The sequence below is a fragment of the Pseudomonas fluorescens genome, assembly GCF_030344995.1.
GTDB lineage: Bacteria > Pseudomonadota > Gammaproteobacteria > Pseudomonadales > Pseudomonadaceae > Aquipseudomonas > Aquipseudomonas fluorescens_BF.
Genome location: NZ_CP128260.1, coordinates 4,116,806 through 4,136,007 on the forward strand (window position 1 = coordinate 4,116,806; position 19,202 = coordinate 4,136,007).

Sequence of the window (19,202 nt, forward strand, 5' to 3'; positions counted from 1 at the left end):
CATACGACAACCTACAACAAACCTAATAACAACGTGTAAGGGATTGCCATGACGCCCACCTCCACCGCCCCAACTCCGTTCAATCGCCTGCTGCTGACCGGCGCCGCCGGTGGCCTGGGCAAAGTCTTGCGCGAACGTCTGCGCCCGTATGCCAACGTGCTGCGCCTGTCGGACATCGCCGCCCTCGCCCCGGCCATCGATGACCGGGAAGAAGTCGTGCTCTGCGACCTCGCCGACAAAACCGCCGTGCATCAACTGGTCGAAGGCGTGGATGCGATCCTGCATTTCGGTGGCGTTTCAGTGGAGCGCCCCTTCGAAGAAATCCTCGGTGCCAATATCTGTGGTGTGTTCCACCTCTATGAAGCGGCACGCCGCCACGGCGTCAAACGGGTGATCTTCGCCAGTTCCAACCATGTCATCGGCTTCTACAAACAGGATGAGCACCTCGACGCCAGCTCTGCTCGCCGCCCTGACGGCTACTACGGCCTGTCCAAGTCCTACGGCGAAGACATGGCCAGTTTCTACTTCGATCGCTATGGCATCGAAACCGTCAGCATCCGCATCGGCTCGTCGTTTCCCGAACCGCAGAACCGCCGAATGATGCACACCTGGCTGAGTTTCGACGACCTCACCCAGTTGCTCGAACGTTCGCTGTACACCCCCAACGTCGGCCACACCGTGGTCTATGGCATGTCCGACAACAAGGACGTGTGGTGGGACAACCGCTTCGCCAGCCACCTCGGTTTCGCGGCCAAAGACACGTCCGAAGTGTTTCGCGAAAAAGTCGAGGCGCAGCCGATGCCCGCCAGCGATGACCCGGCGCGGATCTATCAGGGCGGCGCCTTCGTTGCGGCCGGCCCGTTTGACGACTGACCCGCGCGATTCACGTCTCCAATAAAAACCAAGGGAATGAGTATGCAAGCCGAAATGATCGTCGACGCCCGCAACGCGGTGGGTGAAAGCCCGGTGTGGGTGCCGCAGGAAAATGCGCTCTACTGGGTCGATATCCCCAACGGTGGCCTGCAACGCTGGAGCGCCGACACGGGCCACGTCCACGCCTGGAAGGCTCCCGAAATGCTCGCCTGCATCGCACGACACGGCAGGGGCGGCTGGGTTGCCGGCATGGAGAGCGGGTTCTTTCACTTGCAACCGCACAGCGATGGCAGCCTCGACAGCGAGCAACTGGCGAGCGTCGGACACAGCCGTCAGGACATGCGCCTGAACGACGGTCGCTGCGACCGCCAGGGTCGGTTCTGGGCCGGCAGCATGGTGCTGAACATGGGCCTGAATCTGCCCGAGGGCCGGCTCTATCGCTACGCTGCCGGGCAGACGGGTCCGATCGAGGCACAACTCGACGGTTTCATCGTGCCCAATGGCCTGGGTTTCAGCCCGGACGGCAAGACGATGTACCTGTCGGACTCGCACCCGAACGTGCAACTGATCTGGGCCTTCGATTACGACATTGCCAGCGGCACCCCCTCCAATCGACGGGTGTTCGTGGACATGAATCATTATTACGGCCGCCCCGACGGCGCTGCCGTGGATGCCGACGGCTGCTACTGGATCTGCGCCAACGACGTCGGCCTGATCCACCGGTTCACCCCCGAAGGTCGCCTCGACCGCTCGCTAAAGGTCCCGGTGAAAAAACCCACCATGTGCGCCTTTGGCGGCAGCCGGATGGACACCTTGTTCGTGACCTCGATCCGCCCCGGCGACGACCAGGATCCGCACTCCCTGGCCGGCGGCGTGTTCGCCCTCAACCCCGGCGTCAAAGGCCTGCCGGAGCCAGTTTTCGATGACCTGCTGTAACCGCCCCCGCTGCATCGCTGTGCCTTGAACACAAAAACAACAAGACTGGAGAACCCCTCATGGACTTCAAACGCACGTTGCTCGCCGCCGCCCTCCCCCTCGCGCTCACCTTCGGCAGTGCCGCACAGGCGCTGGAAATCAAATTCGCCGACATCCACCCCGCCGGTTATCCGACCGTGGTCGCCGAAGAACAATTGGGCAAGACCCTGGTCGCCGAAAGCGACGGCAAGCTGACCTTCAAGATGTTCCCCGGCGGCGTGCTCGGCTCGGAAAAGGAAGTGGTCGAACAGGCCCAGGTCGGCGCCATCCAGATGGCCCGCGTCAGCCTCGGCATCGTCGGCCCGGTGGTACCGGACGTGAACGTGTTCAACATGCCGTTCGTGTTCCGTGATCAGGCGCACATGCGCAAGATCATCGACGGTGAAATCGGCGACGAGATCCTCGACAAGATCACTCAATCGGAATTCAACCTCGTCGCCCTGGCGTGGATGGACGGCGGCACGCGCAACATCTACACCAAGAAACCGGTACGCAACCTCGAAGACCTCAAGGGCATGAAAATCCGCGTGCAGGGCAACCCGATGTTCATCGAAACCATCAACGCCATGGGCGGTAACGGGATCGCCATGGACACCGGCGAAATCTTCAGTGCGCTGCAGACCGGTGTCATCGACGGCGCGGAAAACAATCCACCCACCCTGCTCGAACACAACCACTACCAGAACGCCAAGTTCTACAGCCTGACCGGGCACCTGATCCTGCCCGAGCCCATCGTGATGTCGAAAATCACCTGGGAAAAACTCACCCCGGATCAGCAGACGCTGGTGAAGAAAGCCGCCAAGGCTGCGCAGGCTCAGGAGCGCACGCTGTGGGATGCCAAGTCCGTCAGCAGTGAGGAAAAACTCAAGGCGGCCGGCGTCGAGTTCATCACCGTCGACAAGAAACCCTTCTACGAGGCCACCGCCTCGATCCGCGAGAAATACGGCGCACCCTACGCCGACCTGATCAAGCGCATCGAAGCCGTTCAGTAACCTCCCAGCCCTCAATACAAGGCCCGGCAGCGCTGACGTCGCCTGATGTCCGCGCGTGCCCGGTTACGGTGGAACCCGATGAAGAATTTGCTGCTGCGCATCAATGACCGGATCTACATGGCCTGCATCTGGGTCGCCGGTCTGTCGGTGCTGACCATTGCCCTGATCATTCCCTGGGGCGTGTTCGCCCGTTACGTCCTCGGCACCGGCTCGAGCTGGCCGGAGCCTACCGCCATCCTGCTGATGATGGTCTTCACCTTCATCGGTGCTGCCGCCAGCTATCGCGCCGGCGCGCACATGGCGGTGGCGATGGTCACCGATCGCCTGCAACCGAATATGCGCCGAACCATGAGCATCGTTTCGCAAGTGCTCATGGGCACCATCTGCCTGTTCATGACGATCTGGGGCACCAAGCTGTGCCTGTCGACCTGGAACCAGTTCATGAGCGCTCTGCCGACATTGCGGGTCGGCATCACCTACATGCCGATCCCCATTGGCGGTGCGCTGACGCTGATTTTCGTACTGGAAAAACTGTTGCTCGGCGATCAAAGCAACCGCCGTGTGGTGCGATTCGACCTGATTGAAGAAAACGAAGGGGCTGCCTGATGGACGCATTGATTTTGCTGGGCAGTTTTATCGCACTGATCCTGATCGGCATGCCGGTTGCCTATGCGCTCGGGCTGTCGGCGCTGATCGGCGCGTGGTGGATCGACATCCCGTTCCAGGCCTTGATGATTCAGGTGGCGGGCGGGGTGAACAAATTCTCGCTGCTGGCGATTCCGTTCTTTGTGCTCGCCGGAGCGATCATGGCCGAGGGCGGCATGTCGCGGCGACTGGTGGCGTTCGCCGGGGTTTTGGTGGGTTTCGTGCGTGGCGGCCTGTCGCTGGTGAATATCATGGCCTCGACCTTTTTCGGCGCGATTTCCGGCTCGTCGGTGGCCGACACCGCGTCGGTGGGCTCGGTGCTGATCCCGGAAATGGAGCGCAAAGGCTACCCTCGGGAATTCTCTACGGCGGTCACCGTCAGCGGTTCGGTGCAGGCCCTGCTGACCCCGCCCAGTCACAACTCGGTGCTCTACTCGCTGGCCGCCGGCGGCACTGTTTCCATTGCTTCGCTGTTCATGGCCGGCGTGGTGCCGGGCCTGCTGATGAGCGCGTGCCTGATGGTGTTGTGCCTGATTTTTGCGCGCAAACGCGACTACCCCAAAGGCGAAGTGATCCCGCTGCGCGAAGCCCTGAAGATCTGCGGCGAAGCGTTGTGGGGCCTGATGGCGATGGTGATCATTCTCGGCGGGATTCTGTCGGGGATCTTCACGGCCACCGAGTCGGCGGCCATCGCCGTGCTGTGGTCATTCTTCGTCACCATGTTCATCTACCGCGACTACAAATGGAGTGAACTGCCGAAACTGATGCACCGCACGGTGCGCACCATTTCCATCGTGATGATTCTGATCGGTTTCGCCGCCAGTTTCGGCTACATCATGACCCTGATGCAGATCCCGGCGAAGATCACCACGCTGTTCCTGACCCTGTCCGACAACCGCTACGTAATCCTGATGTGCATCAACGTCATGCTGCTGTTGCTCGGCACCGTGATGGACATGGCACCGCTGATCCTGATCCTCACGCCGATCCTGATGCCGGTGATTCTCGGCATCGGCGTCGACCCGGTGCAGTTCGGCATGATCATGCTGGTCAACCTCGGTATCGGACTGATAACCCCGCCCGTGGGAGCCGTGCTGTTCGTGGGTTCGGCGGTGGGCAAGGTCAGTATCGAAAGCACGGTGAAGGCGCTGCTGCCGTTCTACGCCGTGCTGTTCCTGGTGCTGATGCTGGTGACCTACGTTCCGGCGCTGTCGCTGTGGTTACCGCACCTGGTGTTGTAACACTGACGCTGTGGCGAGGGCGCCTGGTCCCTCGCCACAGGTTTTGTCTCACGCCCGCAGCAACATGTAAGCGGCGACCACCAGACATACGCTGGCAAACCCCACCTGCAACGTCCTCGCCGGTACTCGCGCGCAGAGTTTGCGGCCGATGATCATGCCGACGATGCTGGCCACGATAAACGATGCGCCCAGATGGTCGATCCGCACCCCGGCATGGAATGCGCCGATCACGCCGATGGCGGAAATCAGACTGATGACCATCAAGGATGTGGCAACGATGCCGCGCATCTGCACGTCGGTCAGTTGCTTGAACGCCGGCACGATCAGAAACCCGCCGCCAACCCCCAGCAACCCGGACACCACGCCAGTGACCGCGCCCAGCGCCGCGAGGGTCGCGGTGCATTTGGCGGTCCAGTCGAAACGACCGGTCTGCTCATTGAGCATGCAGTTTTTCTGGCCCCAACTGGCGTGGCCATGATCGCTCGGCCCCTCCTGCTGGCGTTCGCGGCGCAGCATGCGCCACGCCACCATCACCATCAGCAGACTGAACAGGATCATCAGGACCTTTTCCGGCAACTGATGAGCGAAGTAGATGCCCACCGGCGAAAACACCGCGCCGAGCGCCGCAATCAGCAGCGCCGCGCGATAACGCACCAGACCATGGCGCAGACCGTCGATCGCACCAACCGCCGCCGCGCTGCCAACGGCAAACAACGCCACCGGCGCCGCCTGCGTCATCGTCCAGCCCAGGCCGAGCACCAGCGCCGGCACGGCGAGAATCCCGCCACCGGCTCCGGTCAGACCCAGGATCAATCCCATCACCACGCCAAACAGACTTGCCAGCAACATAAAGTTTACTCAGTCGACTTTGGACAGACTGGTCAGCCATTCGCGGCCCTTGAGCATGCCGTTCCAGTAGAACCACGGCAGCAGCGTCGCCTTCAGCCACCACGCGGAACGGCGCGGCACGGTCGGGTCGAGGGGAAAGGTCGGCAGCAGTTTGCCGCCGTAACCGAACTCGGCGAGGATCACCTTGCCCTTCTCCACCGTCAGCGGGCAGGAACCGTAGCCGTCGTACTTCAAAGGCAACGCCAGTGCCTTGCGCAGGGCCAACAGGTTTTCCGCCACCACCACGACTTGCTTGCGCACCGCAGCCGCGGTTTTCGCATTGGTGGTGCCGCAGATATCGCCCAAGGCAAACACTTCGGGATAACGCGGATGTTGCAGCGTGTGCGGATTGACCTCGCACCAGCCGGCAGCATCGGCCAACGGACTCTGTGCAATGAAATCCGGCGAAACCTGCGGCGGAACAACGTGCAGCAGATCGAAAGTCTTGGCCTGGCGGGTGACGTTGCCGTCCGCGTCCTTGACGTCGAACCAGGCGGTTTTCGCCGGGCCGTCGACCTTCACCAGATTGGAATTGAACGCCAGCCGCGCATTGTATTTCTCGATGTACTTCATCAGCGGCGGCACGAAGGTCGGGACGCCGAACAGCGCGGCACCGGCCAGATTGAACTCGACGTCGACCTTGCTCAGCACGCTGCGTTTGAGCCAGTGATCGCAGGACAGATACAACGCCTTTTGCGGCGCGCCGGCGCATTTGATCGGGATCGGCGGTTGGGTGAACAGCGCTTTACCGCCGCGCAGTTTCTGCACCTGATCCCAGGTGTATTGCGCGTGCTGATAGCTGTAGTTGGAGGTGACGCCGTGCTGGCCGAGGCTTTCCTGCAGGCCTTCGATCTTCTCCCACGCCAGGCGCAGGCCGGGGCAGACGATCAGGTTCTGATAGGTAACGGTGCGTTGATCGTTGAGAGTGAGGCGGCGCTGATCGGGATCGATTCCGGTCACTGCCGCCTGAATCCAGGTGGCCTGACGCGGCATCACTTTGTTCATCGGTCGTGCGGTGTCTTTGGCGTCATAAGCGCCACCGCCGACCAGCGTCCAGGCCGGCTGATAGTAATGCAGGGTGCTCGGCTCGATCACCGTGATTTTCAGGCCGGGATCGCGCTTGAGCAGGCTCGCGACAAAACCGATGCCGGCAGTGCCGCCGCCGATGACCACGATGTCCGCACTGATGGATGGGCCCCAGTGTTGATCGTTCATTGTTTGTTCCTTATGGCTGCACGCAAGGATAGCCGGGTCTATTGCGCCCAGCTTTTGAGCACGGCTCCGCAGTAGAGTCCGGAAAGGGTTTTCATCACCTGGATCACTTCGTGACTGGCGAGACCGTAAAAAATGTACTTGCCTTCACGACGGGTCGCGACCAGCCCTTCATCACGCAGGATGCCCAGTTGCTGGGACAGGGTCGGCTGACGCACGCCGGTCATTTTCTCCAGCTCGCCGACGTTGCGCTCGCCCTGGGTCAACTGGCACAGGATCAACAGCCGATCCTCGTTGGCCAATGCCTTGAGCAGTGAACAGGCCTTGGAGGCCGAGGCGCGCAGTTGGGCGACTTCACATTCGGTCAGACTGGATTGCATTTGCAGGATGCCTTCAACGTCACTTAAGCTGCGGACATTATGTGTTTACATAAAGTGTTGCAACCCTGACTTCCCACCTTCCTGCACAGGACCGTGTTCATGCCCGCGCTGATTGAATCTTTCCTCGACCCCGCCTCTTCGACCTACAGTTACGTGGTCTACGAGGCCGACGGCGGGCAGTGCGCGATCGTCGATCCGGTGCTTGATTACGACGGTGCCGCCGGCCGAACTTGCACGGCTCAGGCGGACAAGATCATCGCCTTCGTGCGTGCCCATCACCTGCAAGTGCAGTGGCTGCTGGAAACCCATGCCCACGCCGATCACTTGTCCGCAGCGCCATACCTGCGCCGGGAGCTGGGCGGGAAAATCGCGATTGGCGAGTCGATCAGCAAAGTGCAGAACGTGTTCAAGGCGCTGTTCAACCTGGAGCCGGAATTTCGCGTCGACGGTTCGCAGTTCGATCATCTTTTTGCACCCAACGAGTCGTTCCGGATCGGCAATCTCAAGGCCACCGCCCTGCACGTCCCCGGCCACACCCCGGCGGACATGGCTTACCTGATCGACGGCGAACAGATACTGGTCGGCGACACGTTGTTCATGCCTGACGTCGGCACCGCCCGTTGCGACTTTCCCGGCGGCAACGCCCATCAACTGTTCAATTCGATTCACAAGCTGCTGGCCTTTCCCGCCAGCGTGAAGCTCTACGTCTGCCACGACTACCCGCCGCAAGGACGCGATTCACAGTGCCAGACCACTGTGGGTGAACAGCGCAAAAGCAATATCCATGTGCATGACGGCGTCGACGAAGCCGCGTTTGTCGAGATGCGTACAAAACGCGATGCCGGGTTGGGCATGCCGACGCTGTTGCTGCCGGCGATTCAGGTGAATGTTCGGGCAGGCGATTTTCCAGCGGCAGAAGATAACGGCGTGGTGTATCTGAAGATTCCGCTCAACAAACTGTAGTCAACTGATCGGGAGCGTTCGTGGCGGCATTCCCACGCAGAGCGTGGGAATGATCTTCAACCCCCCAGCGTCAAACCATTCGCCGGCAACGGCAACGCCGTCTTGTAACGCACCTGCTTGAGCGCAAAGCTTGAGCGGATATTCGCCACGCCGGGGACTTTGGTCAGAAAGTCCATCATGAAGCGTTCAAGCGCCTGAATGGTCGGCACCAGCACCCGGATCAGATAGTCCGGGTCGCCGGCCATCAGGTAGCACTCCATGACTTCGGGGCGGTCGGAAATCGCCTCCTCGAAATGCTGCAGCGCTTCCTCTACCTGCTTCTCGAGACTGACGTGGATGAACACGTTGACGTGCAGCCCCAGCAGATCGGCGTCCAGCAGGGTCACCTGCTCACGAATCAGCCCCAGTTCTTCCATCGCCTTGACCCGGTTGAAGCACGGTGTCGGCGACAGGTTTACCGAACGGGCCAGGTCGGCGTTGGTGATGCGCGCGTTCTCCTGAAGGCTGTTGAGAATGCCGATGTCGGTACGGTCCAGTTTGCGCATGAGACAAAACCACCTGTTTTTTATGTTTATGCAGAATTTCTATCTGCAAATGATCTCCAGCGCAACGAAACAGAGAGAAATATTCTTCTTGCCCGGGCCTATGATTGTTGTAGGACAAGATTTCTTTTATCGAAGAATGACTGCCAGCTCACTACAAGAAATTCACAAGATCGAGCGTAGAAGCCATGACCCAAGCGTATGAACCGCTGCGTCTGCACGTCCCTGAACCCTCGGGCCGCCCAGGCTGCAAAACCGATTTCTCCTACCTGCATCTGACCGATGCCGGCACGGTGCGCAAACCTTCCATCGACGTTGAACCGGCCGACACCGCCGACCTGGCCCGTGGCCTGATTCGCGTGCTCGACGACCAGGGCAACGCCCTCGGCCCATGGGCTGAAAACGTGCCGGTCGAGATCCTGCGCAAAGGCATGCGCGCCATGCTCAAGACCCGGATCTACGACAACCGCATGGTGGTCGCCCAGCGTCAGAAAAAAATGTCGTTCTACATGCAGAGCCTTGGCGAAGAAGCCATCGGCAGCGCCCAGGCTCTTGCCCTGAACATCGACGACATGTGCTTCCCGACCTACCGCCAGCAAAGCATCCTGATGGCCCGCGATGTGCCATTGGTCGACCTGATCTGCCAACTGCTGTCCAACGAGCGCGATCCACTCAAGGGCCGTCAGTTGCCGATCATGTACTCGGTCAAGGACGCCGGTTTCTTCACTATTTCCGGCAACCTCGCCACTCAATTCATTCAAGGCGTGGGCTGGGGCATGGCCTCGGCGATCAAGGGCGACACCAAAATCGCCTCGGCCTGGATCGGTGACGGCGCCACCGCCGAATCGGACTTCCACACCGCCCTCACCTTCGCTCACGTTTACCGTGCGCCGGTGATCCTCAACGTGGTCAATAACCAGTGGGCGATTTCGACCTTCCAGGCCATCGCCGGTGGTGAAGCCACCACCTTCGCCGGACGCGGCGTCGGTTGCGGTATCGCCTCGTTGCGCGTTGACGGCAACGATTTCTACGCGGTCTACGCCGCCTCCGCCTGGGCTGCCGAACGCGCTCGCCGCAACCTCGGCCCGACCATGATCGAATGGGTCACCTACCGCGCCGGCCCGCACTCGACCTCCGACGATCCATCCAAATACCGTCCTGCCGACGACTGGAGCCACTTCCCGCTGGGCGACCCGATTGCCCGCCTGAAACAGCACCTGATCAAGGTCGGCCACTGGTCGGAAGAAGAGCACGCCGCCGTCAGCGCCGAGCTCGAAGCCGAAGTGATCGCCGCGCAGAAACAGGCCGAACAGTACGGCACCCTTGCCGGCGGCCAGATTCCAAGCGCCGCGACCATGTTCGAAGACGTCTACAAAGAGATGCCGGAGCACTTGAAGCGCCAGCGTCAGCAGTTGGGGATCTGACATGAACGATCACAACAACAATATTCAGTTGGAAACCGCCATGACCACGACCACCATGACCATGATCCAGGCCCTGCGCTCGGCCATGGATGTGATGCTTGAGCGTGACGACAACGTTGTGGTGTTCGGCCAGGACGTCGGCTATTTCGGTGGCGTGTTCCGTTGCACCGAAGGCCTGCAGACCAAGTACGGCACCTCGCGGGTGTTCGACGCGCCGATCTCCGAAAGCGGTATCGTCGGCGTCGCGGTGGGCATGGGTGCTTATGGCTTGCGTCCGGTCGCCGAGATTCAGTTCGCCGACTACGTGTACCCGGCGTCCGACCAGATCATTTCCGAAGCCGCCCGTCTGCGTTATCGCTCGGCCGGCGAGTTCACCGCCCCGATGACCCTGCGCATGCCCTGCGGCGGCGGCATCTACGGTGGCCAGACTCACAGCCAGAGCATCGAGGCGATGTTCACTCAGGTCTGCGGCCTGCGCACCGTCATGCCATCCAACCCGTATGACGCCAAAGGCCTGCTGATCGCCTCCATCGAAAACGATGACCCGGTGATCTTCCTCGAGCCGAAACGCCTGTACAACGGCCCGTTCGACGGCCACCACGACCGCCCTGTAACCCCGTGGTCGAAACACCCGCAAGCCCAGGTGCCGGACGGTTACTACACCGTGCCGCTGGACGTTGCCGCCATCACTCGTCCGGGCAAGGACGTGACCGTGCTGACCTACGGCACCACCGTTTACGTGTCGCAAGTTGCGGCTGAAGAAAGCGGCGTCGACGCTGAAGTCATCGACCTGCGCAGCCTGTGGCCGCTGGACCTGGACACCATCGTCAAATCCGTGAAGAAAACCGGCCGTTGCGTCGTGGTTCACGAAGCCACCCGCACCTGCGGTTTCGGCGCCGAACTGGTGTCGCTGGTGCAAGAGCATTGCTTCCACCACCTGGAAGCGCCGATCGAACGCGTGACCGGTTGGGACACCCCCTACCCGCACGCGCAGGAGTGGGCGTATTTCCCTGGGCCGTCCCGAGTGGGCGCGGCGCTGAAACGGGTCATGGAGGTCTGAATGGGCACGCACGTTATCAAGATGCCGGACATCGGCGAAGGCATCGCAGAAGTAGAACTGTCGCAGTGGCACGTCAAGGTCGGCGATCTGGTCGTTGAAGATCAGGTGCTGGCGGATGTGATGACCGACAAGGCGATGGTCGATATTCCGTCGCCGGTCCACGGCAAAGTGATTGCACTCGGCGGTCAGCCGGGTGAAGTGATGGCGGTCGGCAGCATTCTGATCAGCATCGAAGTTGAAGGCGCAGGCAATCTGAAGGAGTCGGACAAACCGGCGCCTGTTGCGGCGAAAGAAGCGCCTGTCGCACCGAAAGTTGAAGCTGTCGTTGAAAGCAAACCTGCTGTCGCCGCACCACGCCCGGCGGCTGCCGTTTGTCAGGGCCCGATGGTTGCCCGCGAAGCCGATGAGCGCCCGCTGGCCTCGCCGGCCGTGCGCAAACACGCGCTGGATCTGGGAATTCAATTACGTCTGGTGCGCGGCTCCGGCCCGGCCGGTCGCGTACTGCACGAAGACCTCGACGCCTATCTGGCGCAAGGTCAGTCGAACGCTTCGGCGCCGGTCGGTGCCGCGTACGCTCAGCGCAACGATGAAGAACAGATTCAGGTTATCGGCATGCGCCGCAAGATCGCCCAGCGCATGCAGGACGCCACTCAGCGTGCTGCGCACTTCAGTTATGTCGAAGAAATCGACGTCACTGCGATTGAAGAATTGCGCGCCCACCTGAACGAAAAACACGGCGCCAACCGTGGCAAGCTGACTCTGCTGCCGTTCCTGGTGCGCGCGTTGGTCGTCGCCCTGCGCGACTTCCCGCAGATGAACGCCCGTTACGATGACGAAGCCCAAGTCATCACCCGCCTCGGCGCGGTGCATGTCGGCGTCGCGACCCAAAGCGATGTCGGCCTGATGGTGCCGGTGGTGCGTCACGCCGAGGCGCGCAGCCTGTGGGACAGCGCAGCGGAAATCTCCCGCCTGGCCAACGCTGCCCGCAATGGCAAGGCCAGCCGCGATGAACTGTCCGGCTCGACCATCACCCTGACCAGCCTCGGCGCCCTCGGCGGCATCGTCAGCACCCCGGTGCTGAACCTGCCGGAAGTAGCGATCGTCGGCGTTAACAAAATCGTCGAACGCCCGATGGTCGTCAAAGGCCAGGTGGTGATCCGCAAGATGATGAACCTCTCCAGCTCCTTCGATCACCGCGTGGTCGACGGCATGGACGCGGCGCTCTTCATCCAGGCCATTCGTGGTCTGCTCGAACAACCCGCGACCTTGTTTGTGGAGTGATGGCATGCAAACTCTGAACACCACGCTGCTGATCATCGGCGGCGGCCCTGGCGGTTACGTGACGGCCATTCGCGCCGGGCAACTGGGCATTTCGACCATTCTGGTCGAGGGCGAATCGCTGGGCGGCACCTGCCTGAACATCGGCTGCATTCCGTCGAAAGCGCTGATCCATGTGGCCGAACAGTTTCACCAGACTCAACACCACAACCAGCATTCGGCACTGGGCATCAGCGTTTCGGCGCCTACCCTCGACATCACTAAAAGCGTCGAGTGGAAGGACGGCATCGTTGATCGCCTGACCACCGGCGTCGCCGCGCTACTGAAGAAGCACAAGGTTCAGGTCATCAACGGCTGGGCCAAGGTCATCGATGGCAAGACCGTGGAAGTCGGCGACACCCGCATCCAGTGCGAGCATCTGGTGCTGGCCACCGGTTCGAAAAGCGTCAACCTGCCAATCCTGCCGATTGGCGGGCCAATCATTTCGTCCACCGAAGCGCTGGCGCCGAAGTCGGTTCCGAAACGTCTGATAGTGGTCGGCGGTGGTTACATCGGGCTGGAATTGGGCATTGCCTATCGCAAGCTCGGTGCCGAGGTCAGCGTGGTCGAGGCACAGGATCGGATTCTGCCGGCCTACGACGCCGAGCTGACCCAACCGGTGCACGACGCGCTGAAGCAACTGGGCGTGAAGTTGTATCTGAAACACAGCGTGCTGGGCTTCGACGGTACGTTGCAGGTGCGCGATCCGAACGGCGACACCCTGAATCTGGAAACCGATCAGGTGCTGGTGGCCGTGGGTCGCAAACCCAATACCCAGGGCTGGAACCTTGAAGCGCTGAACCTGGACATGAACGGCTCGGCGATCAAGATCGACAGCCGCTGCCAGACCAGCATGCGCAACGTCTACGCCATCGGCGACCTGAGCGGCGAGCCGATGCTGGCCCACCGCGCCATGGCTCAGGGCGAGATGGTCGCCGAGCTGATCAGCGGCAAGACCCGCGAATTCAACCCGACCGCCATCGCTGCCGTGTGCTTCACCGACCCGGAACTGGTGGTCGTCGGCAAGACGCCGGACGAAGCCAAGGCTGCGGGACTTGACTGCATCGTGTCGAACTTCCCGTTTGCGGCCAATGGCCGGGCGATGACGCTGGAATCGAAAACCGGCTTCGTGCGGGTGGTCGCTCGTCGGGACAATCATGTGATTGTCGGCTGGCAGGCGGTGGGTGTCGGGGTATCGGAGCTGTCGACCGCGTTCGCCCAAAGCCTGGAAATGGGTGCGCGACTGGAAGACATCGGCGGCACCATCCATGCGCACCCGACCTTGGGTGAAGCGGTGCAGGAAGCGGCGTTGCGTGCGCTTGGGCACGCGTTGCACCTGTAACTCTCGGTCGCAGATCATTCCCACACTCCGCGTGGAAACGATCAAAAACCCGACTCGGGGGAGTTTTTTCATAAGCAGGCTAATAAATCTGCTGCTCCCCCCATCGCCCGGGCTGCGAAACCGCTCAAGAATGAAGTATTGTTGTGCCCATCCAAAAAAACGTCAGAAGCCTTGAACCGCTTCGGCGGTTGTTCAGTGATAGAGGGTGTCATGGGTAACGAAAGCATCAACTGGGACAAGCTGGGTTTTGACTACATCAAGACCGACAAACGCTATCTGTCGTACTTTCGCCACGGCGAGTGGGACAAAGGCACCCTGACCGAAGACAACGTGCTGCACATCAGCGAAGGCTCCACTGCCCTTCACTATGGCCAGCAATGCTTCGAAGGCCTGAAGGCCTATCGTTGCAAGGACGGCTCGATCAACCTGTTCCGTCCGGACCAGAACGCCGCGCGCATGCAGCGCAGCTGCGCCCGCCTGCTGATGCCGCATGTGTCCACCGAGCAGTTCATCGAAGCGTGCAAGGAAGTGGTTCGCGCCAACGAGCGCTTCATCCCGCCTTACGGCACCGGCGGCGCGCTGTACCTGCGTCCCTTCGTGATCGGCGTGGGTGACAACATTGGCGTGCGTACCGCACCTGAGTTCATCTTCTCGGTGTTCGCGATCCCGGTCGGCGCCTACTTCAAGGGCGGCCTGACCCCGCACAACTTCCAGATCTCCACCTTCGACCGCGCCGCGCCACAAGGCACCGGTGCTGCCAAGGTCGGTGGCAACTACGCCGCCAGCCTGATGCCGGGCTCCCAGGCCAAGAAAGCGCACTTCGCTGACGCCATCTACCTGGATCCGCTGACCCACAAAAAGATCGAGGAAGTCGGTTCGGCCAACTTCTTCGGGATCACCCACGACAACAAGTTCGTGACCCCGAACTCGCCGTCGGTACTGCCGGGTATCACCCGTCTGTCGCTGATCGAACTGGCCAAGTCCCGTCTGGGCCTGGAAGTGGTCGAAGGTGACGTGTTCATCGACAAGCTGTCGGACTTCAAAGAGGCCGGTGCTTGCGGTACCGCTGCGGTGATCACCCCGATCGGCGGCATCAGCTACAACGACCACCTGCACGTGTTCCACAGCGAAACCGAAGTCGGCCCTGTGACCCAGAAGCTCTACCAAGAGCTGACTGGCGTGCAGACCGGCGACGTCGAAGCGCCAGCGGGCTGGATCGTCAAGGTTTGATCTGACGTCCAGAAATACCAAAGCCCGCCATATAGAAATCAATGGCGGGCTTTTTCATTTTCTACATTGAAACTGACACTCAGTGCGGATTGCACCTGTTATCACCCGGCAGGCTCATGATGACATCATGAGCAACGTACGGCCTTGCCGGTTCCAGACTCCAAGTCAACTTGTTGCTGGCAATGTCCGGAGAATCAAGATGGCAAGCTAACTGGCGTCGCATACTGCTCCCCATACGGTCAAAATTCCAATCCTTGCGATCAGGATTCAGCACTGCAGCTTTAATTGCCAGCTCGGCCAACACCACATCTGTTTTGCCGACGCCAGCCTTTCTCCCACACTCGGTAGGCGTGACCTTCAGAGAAGAGATTGTTCCAAGCACAGGTTCTTGGTAATCCTCTGTCCATTCCAGTTTTTCTATGTAGCTGTCGCATGAGCGATTGTCGACAGGCGGAGGAACATTCTGATCGCCAGTGTAATAGGCAAATTTGGCATCCTCCTCGATTGATTTCGGCAATTGAATCTTTATGACTGGTTTCCAGCTATTTCCCTGCTCCGTCCACCGGCGTTGATCGTCGCGGGCAAGATCACGAGCAGCGAAGGCTTTTGCATCAGAGTCGGGTTGGTCAATTCCGCCCACATAAATAAACGCGGCGACTGGCAGCTCCTTGTAGATCGCCTTGGTAGAATCCGTGTCAGTTGGAGCAGATGCGTCAAATTTCACCCTAGAAGTACTACTCCAGTCTCTCTTCCAGAACTTGTTATCTGGCCATGTTTCGATACGCAACTCGGACTGTGTAGTTTGCGCATCGACTTTTTCTTCTGCATCGACAGCCAGAATCTTCCGCGCCTCCACAAATGCATTGAATGCATCTGCCTTGTTAAAGGTCCCAAAATAATCCTTTGTAGTATCGAAGCCACATTGAAACTTGTGGGCTTTCATCCGATCCGGATTCTGGGTCTGACGATCATAATATCCCATCCACGCCTTAGCACTTCCGATATTCAATTTCTGACAATAGTCCTCCGTCACGCCCAGTGTATCGCCATTTTCCCGATAGTCACCACAGCCTTTGTTGTTACGATTATTTGTCCATGAGTCGATAGGAAAAGCACACAACACTACCAACTTAAAATTTAAATCCTTAGCTATGAAGTCATTGGGAGTCAATGCGAACCCATTGTATTTGAGCAGACCGAGGCCATCGTATTCCACATCCTTGCGCAAATACGAAACAGATGTCCCTCCAACGGAAAGCCCTGTCCCACCCGCTTCGACGCTATGCGAATACGGGCTGGGATCCCATGGCAAGAAAGTCTGCTTGCTGGAAATACCTCGAAGCATCAATCCGGAACAATCGGATGCGAGCCTTCCGCTCCCACAGTCCCGCGCGGTTAATCGATACCAATACTCCATCATTTTTTCCATGTCCGAGCCCGGATTTGCATACAACAAGGATGCATTAAAAAGAGCCAAGAACAGAAACAAAGAGGAAATTGTTTTCCTGAATAGATCTCGACACATCGCCCTACCCTCACTAAATTTAGTGCGAGCACAAGCCAATTAAATCAAGCGCACATCAAAGAAACGGCATAACCCCGAAAAAAGAAATTCGCGCACCAAAAAAGACCTGAATTCTCGCAAAGGCCAACTCATCTTTACGAGCGCAGTATCAACCCCGTTATCAAATACGCCAACTGTCAGTTATTACAGGCACCCCTACCTCTAGAAGATCAATACTTCATAAAAAAAGATCAATCAATAAGATTTACCTATAAAGCATTAAGCATCTGATTCACTTAGTCATTAAAACTCGAAGAGTTAGATCATTCGACGTTCACTGCAGCCACAACTTTCCGTTTTCCAATCTGTTTGCCTGCTCGCTTTGCAATTCCATCGGCCTGTCCGTTCTGCTGTTTGCCCATTCGCGCCTGGGTAATCAATCCGGGAATCAGTTCCCCCTCCGGCAGGTTCTTCCAGAACCGCGTCGGCAAATGCCCTTGCATGACTTTCTCGTTCAACCGCGCCGGGTTGAAGATGTGGCTGTAGTAGGTCAGCCATAAATCACCGTGGGGATCGTCAACGTTCTGCGCCAGTTGCTGCCATTCCACCGGGCACTGGCGCTGATGGATCAACTGTTCGCCATCGTAATAAACCCCATCACGCGGCGTAGCGATCAGCCAGCGATGGCGCCCCATGCGCCCGATGAAGTGTTCGCTGGCGCTGTGCAGGATGTCGTGGGCCGGTTCGTGCCACGCGACGTATTGCGGGCCCGGCAATTCTGCTGAGCGCTCGATGAAACGCACGAACGCATGCAGATAATGGGCTTCGCGCTGCACCTGCTTGATCCGCCGCTGCAATTCGCTGCCCAGTTTGTCGCCGGCCATCATTGCCGTGCGATCGCCATGGCTGACCCGCCACAGCACTTCATACAGCAGACTCCAGCGTTGATCGCCCCGGTATCGCGACGCTTGTTCCAGGGTGTCGAGCAACGCACGCGGAATCCGCGCCTGAAAGGGTCCCTGCCCTTCAGGCACCGACACGTCACTGGCAAACAGATCACTCACCCCTTCCGACGCCCAGCTCACCAGACTCGGATCGATTTCATGACTGAGCAGCCAACGCGCCTGTTGGCGCCAGGTGTCGAACAGGTCGTCGCAATCAAGATTGATCATCCCCACAACCCCATCTGCTGCGGCATCGGCCGGTCACGCAGTTGCTGATAAAGCATCTGGCTGGTGACTTCCGCCTGCTGCGGGTGATAGTCGCTGGTGATGATGAACGGTTTGGCCTTGGCCAGCACACAACGCATACGCGCCACATCTTCGTAGCGAATATGCCGCTGCCGACGCAGCTCCACCAGACGTTCGGTGGTGCGCAGGCCGATGCCGGGTATGCGCGAGATCAACGCCGGTTCGGCGCGGTTGAGATCCAGCGGAAACACCTCGCGATTCTGCAGCGCCCAGGCCAGTTTCGGGTCGATGTCCAACGCCAGATTGCCCGGCCCCTGAAGCAATTCACCAGCGGTATAGCCATAACCGCGCAACAGGAAATCAGCCTGATACAAGCGGTGTTCGCGCATCAGCGGAGGCGCGGCCAGTGGCACACTTTTAGGGCTATCGGGAATCGGGCTGAAGGCCGAGTAATAGACCCGGCGCAGACGGAAGTTGCCATAGAGCGCCTGAGCACTGTGCAGGATGGTGCTGTCGTCAGTGTCATCGGCACCCACAATCATCTGCGTACTCTGCCCGGCCGGGGCGAACTTTGGTGCGCGGGGTTCGTTGAGCACGGTCTGCACGCCGGTGTAGATGGTGTTCATCGCCTGCTTGATCGAACCGATGTGCTTCTCCGGCGCCAGGGTTTGCAGGCTGGCATCGGTGGGCAATTCGATGTTGACGCTCAAGCGATCGGCATAACGCCCAGCCTCTTCGATCAGCGCGGGATCCGCATCAGGGATGGTCTTGAGATGAATGTACCCGCGGAACTCATGCTCTTCGCGCAACAGCTTCGCGACGCGCACCAGTTGCTCCATCGTGTAGTCTGCCGAACGGATGATCCCCGAACTGAGGAACAACCCACTGACGCAATTGCGCCGGTAGAAATCCAGGGTCAGCGTCACCACTTCCTCGGGCGTGAAACGCGCACGCGGCACGTCGCTGGAGCGGCGGTTGACGCAGTATTGGCAATCGTAAAGGCAGAAATTGGTCAGCAGAACCTTGAGCAGCGACACGCAACGCCCGTCCGGCGTATAGCTGTGGCAAATGCCCATCCCATCGGTCGAACCCAGCCCGCTCTTGCCCTCGGAGCTGCGCTTGGGCGCGCCACTGCTGGCGCAGGAGGCGTCGTATTTGGCGGCGTCGGCGAGGATGCTGAGCTTGTCGATGATTTGCATGGCATGGACTCAATACTGTTCGCATATACAGTATAGATGGCGACTGGCTCATACAAGGCGCAATGCCGCTCTTCGTCGGAATGTCGCACCGCAGGAGTCAGGTCAATTTGACTCAGCAGCAGTCAGATTGACTCGAATCCACAAGCGTCATAATGACTATCAACCCTGCGTAGCCCTTGATATTAAAGGCTGTCCGGCATGGCCCGAAAATTGACTGACTTCCCG

Annotated in this window: 18 protein-coding genes; 11 read left to right on the forward strand and 7 right to left on the reverse strand. The window is 59.7% G+C overall.

What is annotated here, in order from left to right; genetic code table 11:
- Positions 1-48 precede the first annotated feature (48 nt).
- From QR290_RS18260 to QR290_RS18280, 5 genes are all read left to right on the forward strand, one after another.
- Positions 49-873, forward strand: a complete 825-nt coding sequence (locus QR290_RS18260) for an NAD-dependent epimerase/dehydratase family protein (RefSeq protein WP_115078382.1) — start codon at positions 49-51, stop codon at positions 871-873.
- 42 nt (positions 874-915) lie between these two features.
- Entirely contained in the window at positions 916-1,809 is an 894-nt protein-coding gene (locus tag QR290_RS18265) for an SMP-30/gluconolactonase/LRE family protein (protein WP_289203284.1), read from the forward strand.
- Between the two features lie 59 nt (positions 1,810-1,868).
- Positions 1,869-2,840, forward strand: coding sequence for a TRAP transporter substrate-binding protein (locus tag QR290_RS18270; protein ID WP_289203285.1), 972 nt, complete (start codon positions 1,869-1,871; stop codon positions 2,838-2,840).
- 78 nt (positions 2,841-2,918) lie between these two features.
- Complete coding sequence (locus tag QR290_RS18275; RefSeq protein WP_289203286.1) at positions 2,919-3,446, forward strand: TRAP transporter small permease; 528 nt, start codon at positions 2,919-2,921, stop codon at positions 3,444-3,446.
- Complete coding sequence (locus QR290_RS18280; protein WP_011334824.1) at positions 3,446-4,726, forward strand: TRAP transporter large permease; 1,281 nt, start codon at positions 3,446-3,448, stop codon at positions 4,724-4,726. Before QR290_RS18275 ends, QR290_RS18280 begins: the two co-directional genes overlap by 1 nt.
- A gap of 48 nt (positions 4,727-4,774) precedes the next feature.
- Here QR290_RS18280 and QR290_RS18285 read toward each other — a convergent pair whose 3' ends face one another.
- The 3 genes from QR290_RS18285 to QR290_RS18295 are packed head-to-tail and all read right to left on the reverse strand — an operon-like array spanning position 4,775 to position 7,206.
- Positions 4,775-5,575, reverse strand: a complete 801-nt coding sequence (locus tag QR290_RS18285; protein WP_011334825.1) for a sulfite exporter TauE/SafE family protein — start codon at positions 5,573-5,575, stop codon at positions 4,775-4,777.
- A gap of 9 nt (positions 5,576-5,584) precedes the next feature.
- Positions 5,585-6,829 carry an NAD(P)/FAD-dependent oxidoreductase gene (locus QR290_RS18290; protein WP_289203287.1) on the reverse strand — a complete coding sequence of 415 codons (1,245 nt, stop codon included), beginning with the start codon at positions 6,827-6,829 and terminating at the stop codon, positions 5,585-5,587.
- Between the two features lie 38 nt (positions 6,830-6,867).
- On the reverse strand, positions 6,868-7,206 hold the full coding sequence (locus QR290_RS18295; RefSeq protein WP_007952897.1) for an ArsR/SmtB family transcription factor: 339 nt from the start codon (positions 7,204-7,206) through the stop codon (positions 6,868-6,870).
- A 99-nt stretch (positions 7,207-7,305) separates the two neighbouring features.
- On the opposite strand from QR290_RS18295, the gene QR290_RS18300 reads away from it, so the two are divergent.
- Positions 7,306-8,169, forward strand: a complete 864-nt coding sequence (locus tag QR290_RS18300) for an MBL fold metallo-hydrolase (protein WP_289203288.1) — start codon at positions 7,306-7,308, stop codon at positions 8,167-8,169.
- A gap of 56 nt (positions 8,170-8,225) precedes the next feature.
- Here the strand turns inward: QR290_RS18300 and bkdR are convergent, their stop codons facing one another.
- On the reverse strand, positions 8,226-8,714 hold the full coding sequence (gene bkdR, locus QR290_RS18305) for a Bkd operon transcriptional regulator BkdR (RefSeq protein WP_115078387.1): 489 nt from the start codon (positions 8,712-8,714) through the stop codon (positions 8,226-8,228).
- A 185-nt stretch (positions 8,715-8,899) separates the two neighbouring features.
- Here bkdR and QR290_RS18310 point away from each other — a divergent pair, with 185 nt between their 5' ends.
- The 5 genes from QR290_RS18310 to QR290_RS18330 all read left to right on the forward strand — a co-directional run bounded on the left by QR290_RS18310 (position 8,900) and on the right by QR290_RS18330 (position 15,084).
- Entirely contained in the window at positions 8,900-10,135 is a 1,236-nt protein-coding gene (locus QR290_RS18310) for a 3-methyl-2-oxobutanoate dehydrogenase (2-methylpropanoyl-transferring) subunit alpha (protein WP_007952906.1), read from the forward strand.
- A gap of 1 nt (position 10,136) precedes the next feature.
- On the forward strand, positions 10,137-11,195 hold the full coding sequence (locus QR290_RS18315) for an alpha-ketoacid dehydrogenase subunit beta (protein ID WP_064390582.1): 1,059 nt from the start codon (positions 10,137-10,139) through the stop codon (positions 11,193-11,195).
- Positions 11,196-12,476, forward strand: a complete 1,281-nt coding sequence (locus tag QR290_RS18320; protein ID WP_115078388.1) for a dihydrolipoamide acetyltransferase family protein — start codon at positions 11,196-11,198, stop codon at positions 12,474-12,476. It begins immediately after the preceding gene.
- A 4-nt stretch (positions 12,477-12,480) separates the two neighbouring features.
- Complete coding sequence (lpdA, locus tag QR290_RS18325; protein ID WP_115078389.1) at positions 12,481-13,854, forward strand: dihydrolipoyl dehydrogenase; 1,374 nt, start codon at positions 12,481-12,483, stop codon at positions 13,852-13,854.
- Positions 13,855-14,064: 210 nt separating this feature from the next.
- On the forward strand, positions 14,065-15,084 hold the full coding sequence (locus tag QR290_RS18330; RefSeq protein ID WP_289203289.1) for a branched-chain amino acid aminotransferase: 1,020 nt from the start codon (positions 14,065-14,067) through the stop codon (positions 15,082-15,084).
- 79 nt (positions 15,085-15,163) lie between these two features.
- Here QR290_RS18330 and QR290_RS18335 read toward each other — a convergent pair whose 3' ends face one another.
- From QR290_RS18335 to QR290_RS18345, 3 genes are all read right to left on the reverse strand, one after another.
- Complete coding sequence (locus QR290_RS18335; RefSeq protein ID WP_289203290.1) at positions 15,164-16,513, reverse strand: DUF2599 domain-containing protein; 1,350 nt, start codon at positions 16,511-16,513, stop codon at positions 15,164-15,166.
- A gap of 398 nt (positions 16,514-16,911) precedes the next feature.
- On the reverse strand, positions 16,912-17,760 hold the full coding sequence (locus tag QR290_RS18340) for a TIGR03915 family putative DNA repair protein (protein WP_289203291.1): 849 nt from the start codon (positions 17,758-17,760) through the stop codon (positions 16,912-16,914).
- Positions 17,757-18,977, reverse strand: coding sequence for a putative DNA modification/repair radical SAM protein (locus tag QR290_RS18345; protein WP_289203292.1), 1,221 nt, complete (start codon positions 18,975-18,977; stop codon positions 17,757-17,759). Before QR290_RS18345 ends, QR290_RS18340 begins: the two co-directional genes overlap by 4 nt.
- Positions 18,978-19,202: the final 225 nt, after the last annotated feature.

What these genes read in the sequence shown, in the direction of transcription:
- QR290_RS18260 (WP_115078382.1), top strand. Translation starts at nt 49, where the DNA reads ATGACGCCCACCTCCACCGCCCCAACTCCGTTCAATCGCCTGCTGCTG.
- QR290_RS18265 (WP_289203284.1), top strand. Translation starts at nt 916, where the DNA reads ATGCAAGCCGAAATGATCGTCGACGCCCGCAACGCGGTGGGTGAAAGC.
- QR290_RS18270 (WP_289203285.1), top strand. Translation starts at nt 1,869, where the DNA reads ATGGACTTCAAACGCACGTTGCTCGCCGCCGCCCTCCCCCTCGCGCTC.
- QR290_RS18275 (WP_289203286.1), top strand. Translation starts at nt 2,919, where the DNA reads ATGAAGAATTTGCTGCTGCGCATCAATGACCGGATCTACATGGCCTGC.
- QR290_RS18280 (WP_011334824.1), top strand. Translation starts at nt 3,446, where the DNA reads ATGGACGCATTGATTTTGCTGGGCAGTTTTATCGCACTGATCCTGATC.
- QR290_RS18285 (WP_011334825.1), bottom strand. Translation starts at nt 5,575, where the DNA reads ATGTTGCTGGCAAGTCTGTTTGGCGTGGTGATGGGATTGATCCTGGGT.
- QR290_RS18290 (WP_289203287.1), bottom strand. Translation starts at nt 6,829, where the DNA reads ATGAACGATCAACACTGGGGCCCATCCATCAGTGCGGACATCGTGGTC.
- QR290_RS18295 (WP_007952897.1), bottom strand. Translation starts at nt 7,206, where the DNA reads ATGCAATCCAGTCTGACCGAATGTGAAGTCGCCCAACTGCGCGCCTCG.
- QR290_RS18300 (WP_289203288.1), top strand. Translation starts at nt 7,306, where the DNA reads ATGCCCGCGCTGATTGAATCTTTCCTCGACCCCGCCTCTTCGACCTAC.
- bkdR (WP_115078387.1), bottom strand. Translation starts at nt 8,714, where the DNA reads ATGCGCAAACTGGACCGTACCGACATCGGCATTCTCAACAGCCTTCAG.
- QR290_RS18310 (WP_007952906.1), top strand. Translation starts at nt 8,900, where the DNA reads ATGACCCAAGCGTATGAACCGCTGCGTCTGCACGTCCCTGAACCCTCG.
- QR290_RS18315 (WP_064390582.1), top strand. Translation starts at nt 10,137, where the DNA reads ATGAACGATCACAACAACAATATTCAGTTGGAAACCGCCATGACCACG.
- QR290_RS18320 (WP_115078388.1), top strand. Translation starts at nt 11,196, where the DNA reads ATGGGCACGCACGTTATCAAGATGCCGGACATCGGCGAAGGCATCGCA.
- lpdA (WP_115078389.1), top strand. Translation starts at nt 12,481, where the DNA reads ATGCAAACTCTGAACACCACGCTGCTGATCATCGGCGGCGGCCCTGGC.
- QR290_RS18330 (WP_289203289.1), top strand. Translation starts at nt 14,065, where the DNA reads ATGGGTAACGAAAGCATCAACTGGGACAAGCTGGGTTTTGACTACATC.
- QR290_RS18335 (WP_289203290.1), bottom strand. Translation starts at nt 16,513, where the DNA reads ATGGAAAAAATGATGGAGTATTGGTATCGATTAACCGCGCGGGACTGT.
- QR290_RS18340 (WP_289203291.1), bottom strand. Translation starts at nt 17,760, where the DNA reads ATGATCAATCTTGATTGCGACGACCTGTTCGACACCTGGCGCCAACAG.
- QR290_RS18345 (WP_289203292.1), bottom strand. Translation starts at nt 18,977, where the DNA reads ATGCAAATCATCGACAAGCTCAGCATCCTCGCCGACGCCGCCAAATAC.